The 15,424-nt window shown below is 66.5% G+C and carries 12 protein-coding genes; 5 read left to right on the top strand and 7 right to left on the bottom strand.

The genetic code is table 11. The annotated features are described in order from the left end of the window. Positions 1-12: 12 nt before the first annotated feature. Both murU and PHD22_RS00515 read right to left on the bottom strand, forming a co-directional pair. A complete protein-coding gene (murU, locus tag PHD22_RS00520; protein WP_299860895.1) occupies positions 13-690 on the bottom strand; it encodes an N-acetylmuramate alpha-1-phosphate uridylyltransferase MurU in 678 nt (225 codons plus the stop codon). A gap of 19 nt (positions 691-709) precedes the next feature. Further along, positions 710-1,708, bottom strand: a complete 999-nt coding sequence (locus PHD22_RS00515; protein WP_299860700.1) for a phosphotransferase — start codon at positions 1,706-1,708, stop codon at positions 710-712. Positions 1,709-1,788: 80 nt separating this feature from the next. On the opposite strand from PHD22_RS00515, the gene PHD22_RS00510 reads away from it, so the two are divergent. Genes PHD22_RS00510 through rsmA form a run of 5 tightly spaced genes read left to right on the top strand, consistent with a single transcriptional unit; the run spans position 1,789 to position 8,242 of the window. Further along, positions 1,789-4,257 (top strand): LPS-assembly protein LptD, encoded by a 2,469-nt coding sequence (locus PHD22_RS00510; protein WP_299860696.1) that lies wholly within the window; start codon positions 1,789-1,791, stop codon positions 4,255-4,257. Beyond that, the gene (locus PHD22_RS00505; protein ID WP_299860892.1) at positions 4,254-5,570 is read left to right on the top strand and encodes a peptidylprolyl isomerase; all 1,317 of its coding nucleotides are present in this window, start codon (positions 4,254-4,256) and stop codon (positions 5,568-5,570) included. Before PHD22_RS00510 ends, PHD22_RS00505 begins: the two co-directional genes overlap by 4 nt. Positions 5,571-5,575: 5 nt before the next feature. Then, positions 5,576-6,550 carry a 4-hydroxythreonine-4-phosphate dehydrogenase PdxA gene (gene pdxA / locus PHD22_RS00500; RefSeq protein ID WP_299860694.1) on the top strand — a complete coding sequence of 325 codons (975 nt, stop codon included), beginning with the start codon at positions 5,576-5,578 and terminating at the stop codon, positions 6,548-6,550. Further along, positions 6,547-7,434, top strand: a complete 888-nt coding sequence (locus PHD22_RS00495; RefSeq protein ID WP_299860691.1) for a patatin-like phospholipase family protein — start codon at positions 6,547-6,549, stop codon at positions 7,432-7,434. The genes pdxA and PHD22_RS00495 overlap by 4 nt, the downstream gene beginning before the upstream one ends. A 10-nt stretch (positions 7,435-7,444) precedes the next feature. Beyond that, positions 7,445-8,242 (top strand): 16S rRNA (adenine(1518)-N(6)/adenine(1519)-N(6))-dimethyltransferase RsmA, encoded by a 798-nt coding sequence (rsmA, locus tag PHD22_RS00490; RefSeq protein ID WP_299860689.1) that lies wholly within the window; start codon positions 7,445-7,447, stop codon positions 8,240-8,242. Between the two features lie 28 nt (positions 8,243-8,270). Here rsmA and PHD22_RS00485 read toward each other — a convergent pair whose 3' ends face one another. From PHD22_RS00485 to PHD22_RS00465, 5 genes are all read right to left on the bottom strand, one after another. Continuing rightward, positions 8,271-8,462 (bottom strand): DUF2892 domain-containing protein, encoded by a 192-nt coding sequence (locus PHD22_RS00485; protein ID WP_299860686.1) that lies wholly within the window; start codon positions 8,460-8,462, stop codon positions 8,271-8,273. Between the two features lie 84 nt (positions 8,463-8,546). Then, positions 8,547-9,206, bottom strand: a complete 660-nt coding sequence (locus tag PHD22_RS00480; protein WP_299860683.1) for a Crp/Fnr family transcriptional regulator — start codon at positions 9,204-9,206, stop codon at positions 8,547-8,549. Next, complete coding sequence (gene xth / locus PHD22_RS00475; protein WP_299860680.1) at positions 9,203-9,961, bottom strand: exodeoxyribonuclease III; 759 nt, start codon at positions 9,959-9,961, stop codon at positions 9,203-9,205. Before xth ends, PHD22_RS00480 begins: the two co-directional genes overlap by 4 nt. A gap of 162 nt (positions 9,962-10,123) precedes the next feature. Next, the gene (locus PHD22_RS00470; RefSeq protein WP_299860677.1) at positions 10,124-11,476 is read right to left on the bottom strand and encodes a Fic family protein; all 1,353 of its coding nucleotides are present in this window, start codon (positions 11,474-11,476) and stop codon (positions 10,124-10,126) included. Positions 11,477-11,814: 338 nt separating this feature from the next. Next, positions 11,815-15,387 carry an Ig-like domain-containing protein gene (locus PHD22_RS00465; RefSeq protein ID WP_299860674.1) on the bottom strand — a complete coding sequence of 1,191 codons (3,573 nt, stop codon included), beginning with the start codon at positions 15,385-15,387 and terminating at the stop codon, positions 11,815-11,817. Between the last annotated feature and the right edge of the window lie 37 nt (positions 15,388-15,424).

The raw sequence follows: 15,424 nt of genomic DNA, 5'->3' as shown, positions 1-15,424 counted from the left end.
GGGAATGTTGCGCTATCCGGGTGTGCCCAGGCTGGCGTCCAGTTCGTGCAGGCGCTCGGGGGTGCCCACGTCCACCCAGCGGCCGAGCAGGCGGGCGCCGCTGACCCGGTTGCGCGCCATGGCGGCGCGCAGCAGGGGGGCGAGCTTGGCCGGGGCGTCGGGCGACAGGCCGGCGAACAGGGCCGGATGGTAGGCGCCCAGGCCGGAGAAGGTGAGCCGGTCACCGTCGTCCTCGTGGACCAGGCCGTCCGGGGTGAGGCCGAAGTCGCCGTCCGGGTTGTGCGCCGGGTTGGCGACCAGCAGCAGGTGGGCACAGCGCACCGGGTTGAGCTCTGCGGCGGCTCGGCGCAGGCCGGCGAAGTCGGCGTCGCAGAAGACGTCGCCGTTCACCACCAGGAAGGGCGCGCTTCCCAGCAGGGGCAGGGCGCGGGCGATGCCGCCGGCGGTTTCCAGGGCGCTGCCTTCGGGGGAATAGGTGATGCGCACGCCAAAGCGCGCGCCGTCGCCCAGCGCATCCTCGATCATCTGGCCCAGGTGGGCGTGGTTGATGACCAGGTCGACGATGCCCGCCGCCGCCAGGCGCTCGATGTGCCACAGGATCAGCGGCTTGCCGCCGGCCACCAGCAGCGGCTTGGGGCAGGTGTCGGTGAGGGGGCGCATGCGTTCGCCGCGGCCGGCGGCCAGGATCATCGCTTTCATGGGCGCGGGCTCAGAAGGAGTAGCCGACTTCGGTGACGGTCGGGTCGGTCTGCTCGAGGATGCGCAGCAGGGGCTTGAGTTCGCCGTAGCGCTCGCAGGCCTTGCGCAGGTAGTGGAGGACCAGCGGCATGTCCTTCAGGTAGCCGTCCTTGCCGTCCCGGTGGCACAGGCGGGCAAAGATGCCGAGCACCTTGATGTGGCGCTGCACCCCCATCCATTCGTAGTCCCGGTGAAACTCGGCGAAGTCCCCGCGCACCGGCAGACCCAGCTCCCGGGCGGTTTCCCAGTAGCGGGCCAGCAGGTCGAGGGTGAAGTCTTCTTCCCAGTGCACGTAGGCATCCTTGAACAGGGACACCAGGTCATAGGTCATCGGGCCGTACACCGCATCCTGGAAGTCGAGCACTCCCGGGTTGGGGGTGGACAGCATCAGGTTGCGGCTGTGGAAATCCCGGTGCACGAAGACCTTCGGCTCGGCCTCGTTCACATCCAGGATGCGGTCGAAGACCTCGTAGAGCTGCTGGGTCTGTTTTTCGGTGAGGGTGATGCCCTTGTGGCGGCCCAGGTACCACACCGGGAACAGCTCCATCTCCTGCAGCAGTTTTTCCCGGGTGTACTCGGGCAGCACGTCCGGACGGCTGGTGTGCTGAATGCACATCAGGGCGCCGAGGGCTTCGGCGTACAGGGTATGGGCGTTGTCGGCCGTGAGTGCCTGCAGGTAGGTGGTGGTGCCCAGGTCGGACAGGAGCAGGAAGCCCTGTTCCAGGTCTTGCCTGACCACCTGGGGGACGTGCACGCCGGCAGCGCGAAAGAGCTTGGCTACCTGGATGTAGGGGCGGCAGTCCTCGTGGCTGGGCGGTGCATCCATGACGATCAAGGAGGTCGGATCGTCCGCAAAGGTCAGCCGGAAGTAGCGGCGGAAGCTGGCGTCGGCACTGGCCGGGGCGAGTTCGAAGGCGCGGCCGGGAAATTCGGCGGCGATCCAGGACTGGAGTTGTTGGCGTCGTTCCACGGTGTCGAAGATGCGTTCGTGTAAAATCGCGCAGTTTATCAAACCATGGGGTCGGCTCACCGGCTGCTTCCTGTCTCGGGATGAAACCACGTACCCACCAGCTGCGCTACCTGTCGATTGCCCTGTTCGCCCTGTGGGGGCGGGCGGGCGCCGAAGAACTTCCGCCTTTCCTGGTGAATCCGGCCCTGCTGGGCAAACCGGCGGCGGTCCGGCCTGTGCCTCGGGAGCAGCCCCGTCAGGCGCCCGCGGCGAGCACGCCGGTCAGGCCCCTGCCCGCCGCGAGTGACCGGCCCTCGGTGAGCCGTCCAGCGCCGGCTCTCGTTGCCGACCCGCAGGTGCTCCGCCCGGGGGCGACGGTGATCACCGCCGACAAGGTGCTGGGCCGCCAGGATGTGGACGCGCAGGCTGAAGGTTCGGCCGTGCTGGTGCGGGACGCCTCCCGGGTTGAAGCCGACCGGATGCAGTACTTCGAACTCACCGATGAGGTGGAGGCCACGGGCAACGTGCGGGTGCTGCGGGGCAAGGACGAGATGCGCGGCCCCCACGCCCGGGTCAAGGTCCAGGAGCAGGCGGGCTTCTTCGATTCGCCGGAGTACGCCATCAGCCGCCCCGGCCGTCCCCCCGATCCGGGGCGGGCGCCCCTTTTGCCCGGCCAGTCGCCGCCCCTGCGGGAGCAGCCCCTCACGGGGCACGGTTCCGCCGACAAGCTGTATTTCGAGGGGGAGAACCAGTTCCGCTTCACCAACGCCACGTGGACCAGCTGCAAGCCGGATCGCCCCGACTGGTACCTCAAGGCCCGGGAGATCGAGCTCGATTACGATACCGAAGTGGGCGAGGCCACCGGAGGAACCCTGTGGTTCAAGGGGGTGCCGGTGGGCTATCTGCCCTGGGCCGACTTCCCTCTGGGCGAGAGCCGAAAGTCGGGTCTGCTGACGCCCACCTTCGGCACTTCCAACAAGGTGGGTGCCGATCTGGCCATCCCCTATTATTTCAACCTCGCCCCCAACTATGACGCCACCCTGACCACCCGCTTCATGGGCCGGCGGGGCATGCAGTTCCGCACCGAAGCCCGCTATCTGACACCGGGCGCCAAGGGTCTGTCCTACGTGGAGTACATGCCCGAGGACAAGATCGAGGGCCGCAGCCGTTATGTGGGCACGATCCGCGACCTGCGCTCCTACGGCAACGGATGGAGCAGCAACGTGGATTTCAACGGGGTGTCCGATCCCCGTTACTTCATCGACCTGAGCACCCGGCTGGCCCTCACGTCCCGGGTCCACCTGGCGCGCCAGGGGCAGGTCAGCTACGCCGGCGGCGGCTGGTGGTCGGCCACCGGGATGATCCAGTCCTTCCAGACCCTGGACGATCCCCGCACCGGGGCCAAGGTCGCCACCCCCTACAAGCGCCTGCCCCAGCTCACCCTGACGGCCAACCGGGCCGACCTGTGGGGCGGCTCCACCTTCCAGCTGGCCAGCGAGTACGTGTCCTTCAGCCACCCGACCCAGGACAAGGGCCGGCGCCTGACCTTCTATCCGCAGCTGTCGCTGCCGATGCAGACGTCGGCGTTCTTCGTCACCCCCAAGATCGGGGTCCATGCCACCCGCTACGACCTGGATCGCACCACCAGCACCGGCGATGAATCCCTGACCCGCACCCTGCCGATCTTTTCGGTGGACAGCGGCGTGACCTTCGAGCGGGAGACCCGCTGGGGCGGCAAGGATTTCGTCCAGACCCTCGAGCCGCGGATCTACTACCTGTACGTGCCCTACCGGGACCAGTCGTCCATACCCAACTTCGATTCGGGCTTCTACGACTTCAACTACGCCCAGATTTTTGCCGAGAACGTCTATACCGGTGGCGACCGGATTTCCAACGCCAACCAGATCACCACGGCGGTCCAGAGCCGCCTGATCGACCCGGAGACCGGCGCCGAGCGTTTCCGGGCCCTGCTGGGCCAGCGCTACTATCTGGTGGATCAGCGGGTGACCCTCAACAAGGACACGCCCGCCCGCACCGGCAAGCAGGCCGACCTGCTGGCGGCCCTCGGTCTCAACGTGGCGCCCCGCACCACCCTGGATACCGCCTGGCAGTACAACCCCCGGGACAACTGGACCGAGCGTTTCAACTTCGGCTTCCGTTTCCAGCCGGGCCACGCCCGCACCCTGGGCGTCAGCTGGCGTTACCGCAAGAACTACTCCACCGACCCGAACAATCCCAATGGTTTCCGGGACATCGACCTGACCGGCCAGTGGCCCCTGTGGGGTAACTGGTACGGGGTGGCCCGCTACAATCGCAACCTGCGGGACCACCGCCTGACCCAGGGCATCGCCGGCCTCGAATACAACGCCGGCTGCTGGGTATTCCGCAGCGTGATCCAGCACCTGACCACCAGTGCCACCGACTCCACCCGGGCCTTCTTCTTCCAGCTCGAGTTCAACGGTGCCGGCAGTCTCGGCTCCAGCCCCCTCAACGTGCTGCGTCGCAGCGTGCCGGGCTATGGCAAGATCAACGACGGCTCCAACCCCTTCAATAGTGACGACGACTTCTGAAAGCGCATTCCCGACCCATGAAACTGATCGTCTCCCTGCTCGCCGCGTCCCTGTTGGCCGGCGCTGCCCTCGCCGCTGATCCGATCGAAGTGGATCGCATCGTGGCGGTCGTCAACAGTGAAGTCATCACCCGCACCGACCTGCGCGCACGCATCGACCAGGTGACCCGCCAGCTGAGCCGCCAGGGCACACCGCTTCCCCCCGCCGATGTGCTCCAGAAGCAGGTGCTCGAGCGTCAGATCATGGAGCGCCTGCAGCTCCAGCTGGCCAGCGAGACCTCCCTGCGGGTGGATGACGTGGCTCTCGACCGGGCGGTTGGCCGGATTGCCGACGGCAACAAGATGTCCATGACCGAATTCCGCCAGGCCCTCGCCAAGGACGGCATCCCGTGGGACCGCTTCCGCCAGGACGTGCGCAATGAAATGCTCCTGACCCGGGTGCGGGAGCGGGAGGTGGAAGCCCGTATCGTGATTTCCGATGCGGAAGTGAACAACTTCCTGGCCCAGCCTGCCGCGGCAACGGGCAAGGAAGAGCTGAACCTCTCCCACATCCTGTTCCGGGCGCCGGACGGTGCGACCCCGGAGCAGCTGGCCAAGTTGCGGACCAAGGCGGAAGACGTGGCGGCGCGCATCGCCAAAGGCGAGCCCTTCGACAAGCTGGCTGCCAGCTTTTCCGATGCCCCCGACGCCTTGACCGGCGGCAACCTGGGCTGGCGCAGCGCAGAGCGTCTGCCGAGCCTGTTCGCCCAGGCCGTGGTGAGCCTCAAGGCAGGTGAATCGACCCCGATCCTGCGCAGCGCTGCCGGTTTTCACATCGTCCATGTGGTGGACCGCAAGGGGGGCGACGATGCAGGTGTTCCCTCCCAGATCCAGCAGACCCGGGCCCGCCACATCCTGATCAAGACCAGCGAAGTGGTTTCCGATGCGGACGCCCGGCGGCGTCTCGTGGACCTGCGGGAGCGGGTGGTCCAGGGCGGCGCCAGCTTTGCCGAGCTGGCCCGCAGCCATTCGGCTGATCTGTCGGCTTCCAAGGGGGGCGATCTGGGCTGGATCTATCCCGGCGACACCGTGCCCGAATTCGAGCAGGCCATGGATGTCCTCAAGCCGGGTGAGCTTTCCCCGCCGGTCCAGTCGCCCTTCGGCTGGCACCTGATTCTGGTGGAGGAGCGCCGGGTTCAGGATGTGTCCGAAGAGCGCAAGCGCGCCGCGGCCCGCAATGCCCTGCGGGAGAGCAAGACGGACGAGGCTTACCAGGACTGGCTCCGCCAGCTGCGCGACCGGGCCTACGTGGAGTACCGGATCGAGGAGCGGTGAGCGCCATGATCCTCGCCATTACCAGTGGAGAGCCTGCCGGTATCGGTCCCGACCTGTGCGCGGCCCTGCCGGAGCTGAGCTGTGGTGCCCGGTGCGTGGTGCTTGGCGACCGGGAGATGCTGGCTGCCCGGGTGCGCGCCCTGCGTCCTGAGCTGGCCGTGATCGACTACCGCCCCGACGGGCCGGCGCCCTCCGGTGCGCTGGAGGTGTGCCACGTTCCCCTCGCCGTGCCGGTCCGGCCCGGGCAGTTGAACGCGGCCAACGGCCGGTATGTCCTGGATGTGCTCGACCGGGCGATTGCCGGCTGCCGCAGCGGTGAGTTTGCCGGCATGGTCACTGCGCCGGTGCACAAGGGCATCATCTGCGAGGCCGGGGTGCCCTTTTCCGGCCACACCGAATATCTGGCTGAAGCCACCGGCACGCCCCTGGTGGTGATGATGCTGGTGGGTGGCGGTCTGCGGGTCGCCCTCGCCACCACCCATCTGCCCCTCAAGGATGTCCCTGCCGCCATCACCCGGCCCCTCCTCACCCACATCCTGCGCATTCTCGATGCCGACCTGAAAGCCCGTTTTGGTCTGCCCGCCCCGCGCATCCTGGTGGCCGGGCTCAACCCCCATGCGGGGGAGGGCGGCCACATGGGCACCGAGGAGATCGACACCCTGATCCCCGTGCTCGAGCACCTGCGGGGTGAGGGGATGCACCTGACCGGCCCCCTGCCGGCCGACACCCTCTTCGTGCCCCACACCCTCGACAAGGGCGATGCGGTGCTGGCCATGTACCACGACCAGGGGCTGCCAGTGCTCAAGCACGCCAGCTTTGGCTGCGGGGTGAATGTGACCCTGGGCCTGCCCATCGTCCGTACCTCGGTGGATCACGGCACAGCCCTCGACCTGGCCGGCAGCGGCAAGGCCGACCCGGGCAGCCTGTTTGCCGCGGTGCGCCTGGCCCAGGCCATGGCGCGTGGGGAGCTGGCGGCATGAACACCCGCCGTCGTCTGCTGATCGCCACTGCCGGCGCGCTGGGGCTGGCGGCCTGCAGTGGCCTGTCTCCTGCGCCTCCGAAACCGCCCGCGCCTGTCCGCAAGCCGCGCATCGCCCTGGCTCTGGGCGGCGGTGCCGCCCGCGGGTTTGCCCACATCGGGGTGATCAAGGCCCTGGAAACCAGCGGGATCCCTGTGGACTTTGTCGTGGGGACCAGTGCCGGTTCGGTGGTGGGCGCCCTCTATGCGGCGGGCCATACCCCCTTCGAATTGCAGAAGCTGGCGATCCAGCTCGACGAGTCGGCGGTGACCGACTGGAGTCTCTTCGACCGGGGCGTGATCAAGGGCGAGGCCCTGGAGCGCTTCATCAACACCCACGTGGGCAACAAGCCCATCGAAGGGCTAAAGCGGCGCTTTGCCGCCGTGGCCACCGACCTGCAGAGCGGCGAGCCCATCGTCTTCCAGCGGGGCAACACCGGCACGGCGGTGCGGGCCTCCTCATCCATTCCGGGGGTCTTCCCGCCGGTGGCCATCGCCGGCCGCGAGTATGTGGACGGCGGCCTGGTGTCCCCCATTCCCGCCCGGGAAGCACGCAGCCTGGGGGCCGACATCGTGATCGCCGTGGATATCTCGTCCCGGCCCAGCGGCAAGAAGAACCAGGGCAGCCTCGACGTCCTCCTGGACACCATCTCCATCATGGGCGGGGCCCTCGGCAAGACCGCCCTGGCCGAGGCCGACGTGGTGATCCGTCCCGAACTGCGCGGTCTGCCCGCCACCAATTTCCAGCAACGCCACGAGGCCATCCTCGAAGGCGAAAAAGCCGGCTTTGCCGCGATCACCCGGGTCAAGGCCGCCATGGCCGCCTGGGAGCGCAAGCAGGGCTGAGGATCCATCCATGACTGAACCGCACCAGGCGCGCAAGCGCTTCGGCCAGAACTTCCTGTCCGATCCCAACATCATCCGCAAGATCATCGAGGCCATCCGCCCCCAGACAGGGGACCGGATGGTGGAGATCGGCCCCGGTCTGGGAGCCATGACCGAACCCCTGATGGCCCGCCTTGACCACCTGCACGTGTGCGAGATCGACCGGGACCTGATCGCCCGGCTCAAGGAAAAGCACCCGCCCGAGCAGCTGAGCATCCATGAGGGTGACGCCCTCCGCTTCGATTTCGCCAGCCTGGTGCCCGACGGTGCGCCGCTGCGGGTGGTGGGCAACCTGCCCTACAACATCTCCACGCCGATCCTCTTTCACCTGGCCGAGTTCGCCGACAAGGTGAAGGACATGACCTTCATGCTGCAGAAGGAAGTGGTGATGCGGATGGTGGCCGAACCTGGCACCGAGGAATACGGCCGCCTGTCGGTGATGCTCCAGTACCGTTTCCAGATGGCCCGGGTGTTCGACGTGCCGCCGGGCGCCTTCCGCCCCGCACCCAAGGTCATGTCCAGCATTGTGCGGATGGTGCCGCGCCCGGTGGCCGAGTGCACCGCTACCGACCCGGTCCTGCTGGGGCGCATCGTGACCGCAGCCTTCGGCCAGCGCCGCAAGACCCTGCGCAACACCCTCAAGGACTACCTGTCCGAGGCGGACTACCAGGCCCTCGCTCTCGATCCGGGTTTGCGCGGAGAAAAGCTCGGGGTTGAGACTTTCGTGGCCATGGCCAACCACGTGGCCGCCCGGGACGCCCGGGGCTGACGCCGGCAGGCGCCTCCCCGGCCCGTCCTCAGTCCTTCTTGAGAGGGCAGGTGTTCATGCCCAGCAGGGGATAGAGGGGGCAGAAACCGGTCAGGCCGGTGGCCAGGGGCACCACGCCGACCCAGGCCCAGATTGGCCCGCCCAGCGCCGCCCAGGCGAGCAATGCCACCCCGCCGCCGATCCGCAACACCTTGTCGATACCGCCTACGTTCGTTTTCATGATCGCCTCCCGGGCGTGCTGTTCAGGTGACGTCATTACAGCAGGGCAGGGCTGACCGTGTCTGTAACCCAGGTTACACAGGGGTCAGCCCGTGGCAATCCGCCGCAGGCCTGCCGGGTTGAGGATCTCCACCTGCTCCCGGGACAAGGCCACGAGCCCCTGCTCGGCAAAGCCCTTGAGCAGGCGACTGACGATCTCCCGCACGCTGCCCAGTTCATCCGCCAGGTGCTGGTGGGTGGTGTTCAGCCGCTGCCCCTTGCCCAGCAGCAGGGCCGCCAGGCGCTGGTCGAGCTTGCGGAAGGCAACCTCCTCGATGAGCTGCATCAGGTCGGCAATGCGTTCGGAGAAGAGCTGGAACACGAAGTCCCGGAAGGGCGGCTCTCCCAGCAGCGCCTGAAACTCCCCGATGGGCAGGAGGAGCAGGGTGGTGGGCGTTTCGGTGACGCCGCGGGCGTTGTAGGGAGCCCGGCCGAGCAGGCAGGCGGACGAGATGATGCAGGTTTCGCCCGGGGTGACCCGGTAGAGCGGGAGCTCCCGTCCGCTGGGGGCCGCCTTTACCACCCGGATGCTGCCGGCCAGCACGAAGGGAAAGCCCTGGCAGGCCTGATGCTCGTCAAAGACGGTGAACCCCGCCGGCAGGTCCACGACCTGGGTGTGCTTCGCCAGGCGTTCCGCTGCATCTCCGGACAGCCCCGCCAGGATGGGGTAGAGGGCCGCCAGGCGCGGGTTGGCCGAAAGCGTCATGCCAGCTCCACGATCACCGGTGTGTGGTCCGAAGGACGCTCCAGCTTGCGGGGCGCCTTGTCCGTGTAGCAGGCCGTGCACTGGGGCACCAGCGGTGCCGACAGCAGCAGATGGTCGATGCGCAGGCCGAAATTGCGCCGGAAGGCTCCCATCCGGTAATCCCACCAGGAGAAGCTCCGTTCCTCCTGCTCGAACAGGCGGAATGCATCGCTCAGCCCCAGATTCAGCAGCGTCTGGAAGGCCTCCCGTTCCGGAGCCGAGACGTGGATCTCGTCCTTCCAGTCCGGATGGGCATCCCGGTCCTCCGGCGCGATGTTGTAGTCGCCGGCCAGCACCAGCCGCGACGTGGTGGTCAGCTCGGTCTTCAGCCAGGCGCTCAGCGCCTCCAGCCAGGCCATCTTGTAGGCGAACTTGTCCGAGCCCACTGCCTGGCCGTTGGGAAAATAACCGCAGACGATGCGCACCCCGTCGAGGGTCCCGGCGATGATGCGCTTCTGCTCGTCGGCAAAACCGGGGATGTCGAGGGTGACATCGGTCAGGGGCTGGCGGCTCAGGATGGCCACGCCGTTGTAGGTCTTCTGGCCGTTGAAGACCGCGTGGTAGCCGGCCGCCTCGATCTCGGCCAGGGGAAAGGCCTTGTTCTCGCACTTGAGCTCCTGCAGGCACAGGGCATCCGGCTGGGCGCTGCCCAGCCAGTCGAGGACATGGGGCAGGCGGACCTTGAGGGAGTTGACGTTCCAGGTGGCGATCTTCATGGGGTATTGAAATCCAGTGCTGGCAAAGCTTTGCGTTGTTGGGTGTGTGTCTGGCTACACGCGGCCGAAGGGCAGGCCTCGATTGTGCCAGCCGGAAACGCGGCATGGCAGAAAACGGCAGGATTAGGCGGAAGAGGGGAGGGGCGTCTGCCCCCCTGTCGTTCACTCTCTCCCTTTTGCTGCGCGCTCAATGCGCTCTTTCAGATCCTCCGGAGCGTAGAAGACAAAGGATTGCCCTTGCTTGAACTTGTCGAGGAAGCCCAAGGCCTCCAGCTCAAGCAGGTCGGTTCGAGCCGTTTGATACACCACGCTGTGAAACTGCTGGTGCGCACTGACTCGATACGCCTCGCCTGGATTGTGCAGGGCGTGGGTGAGGAGTGTGATCTGCCGGTGGTTGAGTCGTCCGCGAAGTGCCGGTGATCCAGCCAACAGGCGCTGGGCATCTTTCTGTTCGCTGGTCTTGCGTGCAAGGTAGGCGTACAGCGCTTCGATGGACTTACGGATCGTGCCGAGCTGGTGGAGGATGAAGTAGGTCGTGTCCCCTCCATCGGTTTCCGTGTGCAGGTAGGCGGTAACGTACTGGGCCGGCGCCTGGCGCAGAAACTGAGAGATGGAGAGAAACTCCATCAGCCAGTAGCCGCTTCGGGCCATGGCCCAGTAGAACAGCGCTCGGGCGGTACGACCATTTCCATCCGTAAAAGGGTGGTCGTAGCCGATCATGAAGTGCAACAGGATGGCTCTTACGACGGGATGCACGAAAGGAGCGCTCCCTTCGTCCGCATTCGCAAAGGCACATAGGCGCTCCAGGCGTGAAGGCAGTTCAGCCCAGTGCGGGGGGGCGTGCAGCACCGTGCCTGTCCGGTTATCCACCACTTTCACCTCGTCGCTTTGCCGGAGGCGCCCTGCCTCGGCAGGGTCGTCTAACGTGCTGGCGGTCAGCATCCGGTGAAGCTCCAGGATGCGTTCCGGGGTGATGGCCTGATCCCGCAGGCTCCGGATGTGCTCCATCGCCGCGTAGTTGTTGAAGATCATCGCCTCGCTGCGGTCCTTGGGGCGGCGCCCTTCCAGCAGCATGGCTTCTGCCACCCGCCGGGTGGTCGACGCCCCCTCCAACTGGCTGGAGGTGATTGCCTCTTCGATCAATGAGTGCAGCAGGTAGCGTTCGCGATTCTCATGGATCGGGGCGCTGGCTGGCGCCTGGATCTGGCCTGCGGCATCCCGGTGGATGTGGTGCAAATGGATCTGCACTGCCTCCGGTACGGCAAACTTGAATGTCCCCCCCTGGCGGTCCAGCAGCGGCAATGGCTTGAGGAGAGGGGCCCGAGCCAGCCAGATCGACAGCCACCATTCCTCCAGGGAGAAGCCTTCTGGCGGTTGCCGATGCCGAAGCTCATCCCAGTGCAGGTAGCGCCCGGAAGTTGTGGCTTCCTGCAGTTCGATCAGTTGAGAAAGCTTGTTGGAGTGAAGCTTGGCAAGGAGACCAGTCGGGTTTGGAGGCGCGATGGGAATCTTCATTCGGGTACTAATTTATGTGTGTTTTAGTAGGGGCATAGTGTATTCAAGGTCCATTGCTTTGGGTGGCAATCAACTACTAATTAATACACAAATTAGTAGCGATTGTAATGTCGATAAGTCTTGCCCGGATTGCCCAGGGCGTGGATGAGGAGTGCCCGCCCGTTCCTGTTCGACCACCACCAAGTCACCTTCCCGCACACAGGCCAGCAAAGGGCCGCCATAGGCGGGGGCGGTTGCAGCCACCGCACCCGCTCTACCCCGTCACGGGTGAAGTACTTGCTGACGGCGTGGCGGGCTGCTGACAGGGTGGGGCGCTGGCTCCGTGGTGTTGGGCGGGCTTAAAACCAGAAGTCGTTCTCTCCTGTATCCGGCTGGGTGCCGACGATGGACAGGGGCATGAAGGCCACCGTGCCGGGCGCGGTGATGACCCCGTCGGCAACTCCGTCCGCATCAAACTCACCGCCGTCCTGCAACTGGAAGTCAATGCGCAGACGTCCCCCTTCGATCACCATCTGCCCGCCATGAACGGGGCTGGCCAGGTTGACCCAGGTGCCGGAGGCATTCTGCATCCAGTAGCCATTGACCCCCAGGGCCGGATCCAGATACAGGCTGAAGGTCTCCAGCTCGCTGGGGTTTTGCACCTCGGCGACAAAGTTGAGCAGGCCCAGCGGCATGCTCATGGTGGCGGGCTGACTGCTCGGGGCGTCCAGCTGGGTGACGCTACGTACCGTGGCGGTGTTGGTGTCGCTGGTGTCTTCCCTGCCGTTCTGCGCGTCGGCCACCAGGGTCACGAAGACATCGGGTGCGCTCCCCGGGTTCGAAACCGCGGTGGGAGTCTGCAGCACCGGGGTGGATGCCACGCTGACCTGAACCGAGTCCTTGATGCCGTCGCCGTTGCCATCGCCGGTCACGGCCCCGGGCACGCTGGGTGCCGGGACGAAATCCTCGACCGCTTCCGGCAGGCCGTCACCGTCATCGTCGGGCAGGCTGGCCCACTCGTCCCGGGGCGGAATGCCGGGGACCGGCGTGGGTTCGGGGACCGGCGTTGGCGTCGGCGTCGGAACCGGTGTCGGAACCGGTTCGGGGGCGGGCGTCGGAGCCGGTTCGGGGGCGGGCGTCGGAGCCGGGCCTGGCGAGGGCGCAGGGGCCGCTGTCAGGCCGTAGGTGGCCGTGACCGGTGTGGCGATCAGGCCGTCGGTGAGCCGGATGGCGATACTCGCCGCGCCAGCCCCCGCTGCGGTGAAGGTGGCGCCGGCCAGCGCGGTGTTGATGGCGGCGGCCGTGCCGGTGAGCTGGATGCCGGGGGTGCTGGCGTCGGCATCGGTCAGGCCGCCCAGGGTGCCGTTGCTGGGCTTCAGCGTGACGGTGAGGATGCCCGTGTCCCTGTCGGCCACGGTGAAGTCGGCGAGGGCGGCGGCCGTGCCAGCGGTCACCCCTTGCGCCGTGCCGGGCACCCCGCTGAGGGTGGGGGCATCATTGACGGCGGTGATGGAAACGGTCTGCACCGCACTGCCGCTGTTGCCCGCGTTGTCCGTTGCCGTGAAGGATACGGAGCGGGGCCCCGTGCTGGGCGTGTCGCTGGTGTTGTTGAACGTGATGGCGCGGGTCAAACCCTGAACCAAGGCATTGGTGGCGTTGGTATTGAAGGTGAAGGTCCAGGCTGCGCCAGCGCTGACTGACGCTGCATCGGCGCTGCCGATGGCGGTGCTGCCGGCCTTGAGGGCGGTGCCGTCCAGCCAGAGGCTGCTGCCCCCGGGATCGCTGCCGGGAAGGCTCAGGCTGTCGGCCGCTTCGGCATTGCCGGTGATCTGCACCTTCAGGGTGCCACCATTCCAGTCGGCATCGCCACCCGCGTCCGTTACGGTCAGGGTCGGAGCCGCAGCAACCGGCGTTTGTTCGGTAAAGGGGGTTGTGGCACCCGCGGTCACGCTGGGGAGGGAAGTATTGATGCTGATGGACAACACCGACGAAGCCACCGAGGTGTTGCCGGCCGCATCCGTCGCCGTCGCAGTGATCTCATGATGGCCTGCGCTCAAGTCGGCACCGACGGTATGGCTCCAGTTGCCCGAACCGTCGGCGGTGGCCGTGCCCAGGATGCCCGCCACCGAGCTGATCACGGTCACCGTGCTGCTGGCTTCGGCGGTGCCCGTGAAGGTGGGCGTGGCGTCGTTGGTGATGTCGTCCGTGCTGGAAAAGCCGGAGTCGGATGCATCAGAGAGCGCTGGCGTGCCCGGCGCCGGCGGAGCCACCGCATCCACCCGCACGCTGCCGGTTGCGCCCACGCTGTTGAGCGTGAGCACGGCGTTGTTGTCGGCAGCGTCCTTCAGGGTGCCGCCGTTGAGGCCGAGCGCCCCGACGGTGATGCCATCCGTGTCCAGATTGTCACTGACCACGGTATAGCGGAACAGCAGGGCCGAGGTGCCACTGCCCGACTGGTAGCTGGCGTAGGCAGCGGTGCTGCCCACGGCCAGGGCAATCCGCGGAGTGCCGGTCACCGTGACGGCTTCGGTGAAGTTGACCGTGAAGTCCAGATGCTGGCCCGTCCGATAGGTGCCGTTGGCGGGGACGGCCACGCTGCTCACCGTGGGGGCCGCATCCACGGTGATGGCGATGGTGTCGGTGTCAGTCTGTACGCCACCGCTGCCAGTCAGTCCGCCGTCGCTGGTCGTGATCTGCAGCGACGCTGCTCCGGTGAATCCGCTGGTCGGGCTGAAAGACATGCCGGCCAGCGCGCCGTTGATGTCGCTCAGGCTGCCCGAGAAGCTCGTGGTGCTGTCCGCTGTGCCGTCACCGGTGGTGAAAGTGAGGCCGCTCGTTCCACTCAGGCTAAGCGTGCCATTCGTGGCGGTCAGCGTGACGCTCGCTGTGCCGGCATCCACATCGGTAATCGAAATGGGATTGCCATTGGCCGGGCTGAAGACCAGCGTTCCGTCCTGCAAGGCGATTTGGGCTGTGGGGACGGTGTTGACGGGCGCATCGTTCAGCGCCGCCAGGGTCACTGTCGAAGCCAGGCTCAGGCTGGCCGTGGCACCACCGCTGTCGGTCAGCGACGTGAGCGTTACCGCACGCGGGGTCGCGGTGCCGGGGGCTTGGCTGCTGTTGCTGTAGGTGATGCCGTTGATCAGCGTTTGCAGATTGGCTTCACTCAGGGCTGCCCCGGTGATGGTGACGGTCTTGGTGCTGCCTGCACCCGTCACCGTGACGCTGCCCGCGTTTTCTCCGCTGACCGTGCCCAGGGCGAGCTCACTCGTGGCGGTCGTCAGGGGGACGGTTACGTTGTTGATGCTCAGGGACTCGGTGGTGTCCGACACGTTCGTCACGGTGAGCGTCAGTGCCGTGAGTGTCTGCCCGCTTTCCACTGTATCGACCACCACGCCGCTGAATACGCCCACCGGCGCAGCGTCTTCAGTGTAGGTGACGTTCAGCCCACCGCTGACCGCGCGGGTGGTCCAGGTGCCGTTGTTGAGCGTGCCGTGAAAGTTGTTGGCGGTGCTGTCGGCGAGGGTGGTACCCGTGGCTTCGTCGAGCTTCCACAGGGCGACCAGGTTGGCCTCGCTGCCCAGCAGGCTGGCGTTCAGGTTGTCGCGGATTTCTGCGGCCGTACGGACATCGTTCCAGATGCGGTATTCGGCAATTGCGCCGTTCAGCGGATAGCTGCCATCACCCCGCTTGCCGAGGTAGTAGGGGGAAAGCGTGCTTTTCAGTGCATCGTCTGGATTGACGTTGTCGGGGTGGTTGTCGCGGGTACTGACCTGCACGCCATTGATGTAAATCCTGGCGGAATCGGCGCTGGCATCGTAGCTGGCGGCAATATGAATCCACTCGTCGGTGCTGAGAACTGCGCCGGTGTCAATATAGGCGCCACCCGTTGGAATGAAGCGCAGGGCATTGCCGTTGGTGTGCAGTTCCATTTGCTCGACCGCCTGGCCTGCAATGAATTGCACCGCG

Source organism: Zoogloea sp. (genome assembly GCF_028693495.1).
Lineage (GTDB): Bacteria > Pseudomonadota > Gammaproteobacteria > Burkholderiales > Rhodocyclaceae > Zoogloea.
The sequence above is the reverse complement of the archived record's forward strand: the minus strand, read 5'-3'. Positions and strand labels throughout refer to the sequence as shown.

Coding starts and splice junctions, on each gene's coding strand:
- murU (WP_299860895.1), bottom strand. CDS start 690: ATGATCCTGGCCGCCGGCCGCGGCGAACGCATGCGCCCCCTCACCGAC.
- PHD22_RS00510 (WP_299860696.1), top strand. CDS start 1,789: ATGAAACCACGTACCCACCAGCTGCGCTACCTGTCGATTGCCCTGTTC.
- pdxA (WP_299860694.1), top strand. CDS start 5,576: ATGATCCTCGCCATTACCAGTGGAGAGCCTGCCGGTATCGGTCCCGAC.
- PHD22_RS00495 (WP_299860691.1), top strand. CDS start 6,547: ATGAACACCCGCCGTCGTCTGCTGATCGCCACTGCCGGCGCGCTGGGG.
- rsmA (WP_299860689.1), top strand. CDS start 7,445: ATGACTGAACCGCACCAGGCGCGCAAGCGCTTCGGCCAGAACTTCCTG.
- PHD22_RS00485 (WP_299860686.1), bottom strand. CDS start 8,462: ATGAAAACGAACGTAGGCGGTATCGACAAGGTGTTGCGGATCGGCGGC.
- PHD22_RS00480 (WP_299860683.1), bottom strand. CDS start 9,206: ATGACGCTTTCGGCCAACCCGCGCCTGGCGGCCCTCTACCCCATCCTG.
- xth (WP_299860680.1), bottom strand. CDS start 9,961: ATGAAGATCGCCACCTGGAACGTCAACTCCCTCAAGGTCCGCCTGCCC.
- PHD22_RS00470 (WP_299860677.1), bottom strand. CDS start 11,476: ATGAAGATTCCCATCGCGCCTCCAAACCCGACTGGTCTCCTTGCCAAG.
- PHD22_RS00465 (WP_299860674.1), bottom strand. CDS start 15,387: ATGGAACTGCACACCAACGGCAATGCCCTGCGCTTCATTCCAACGGGT.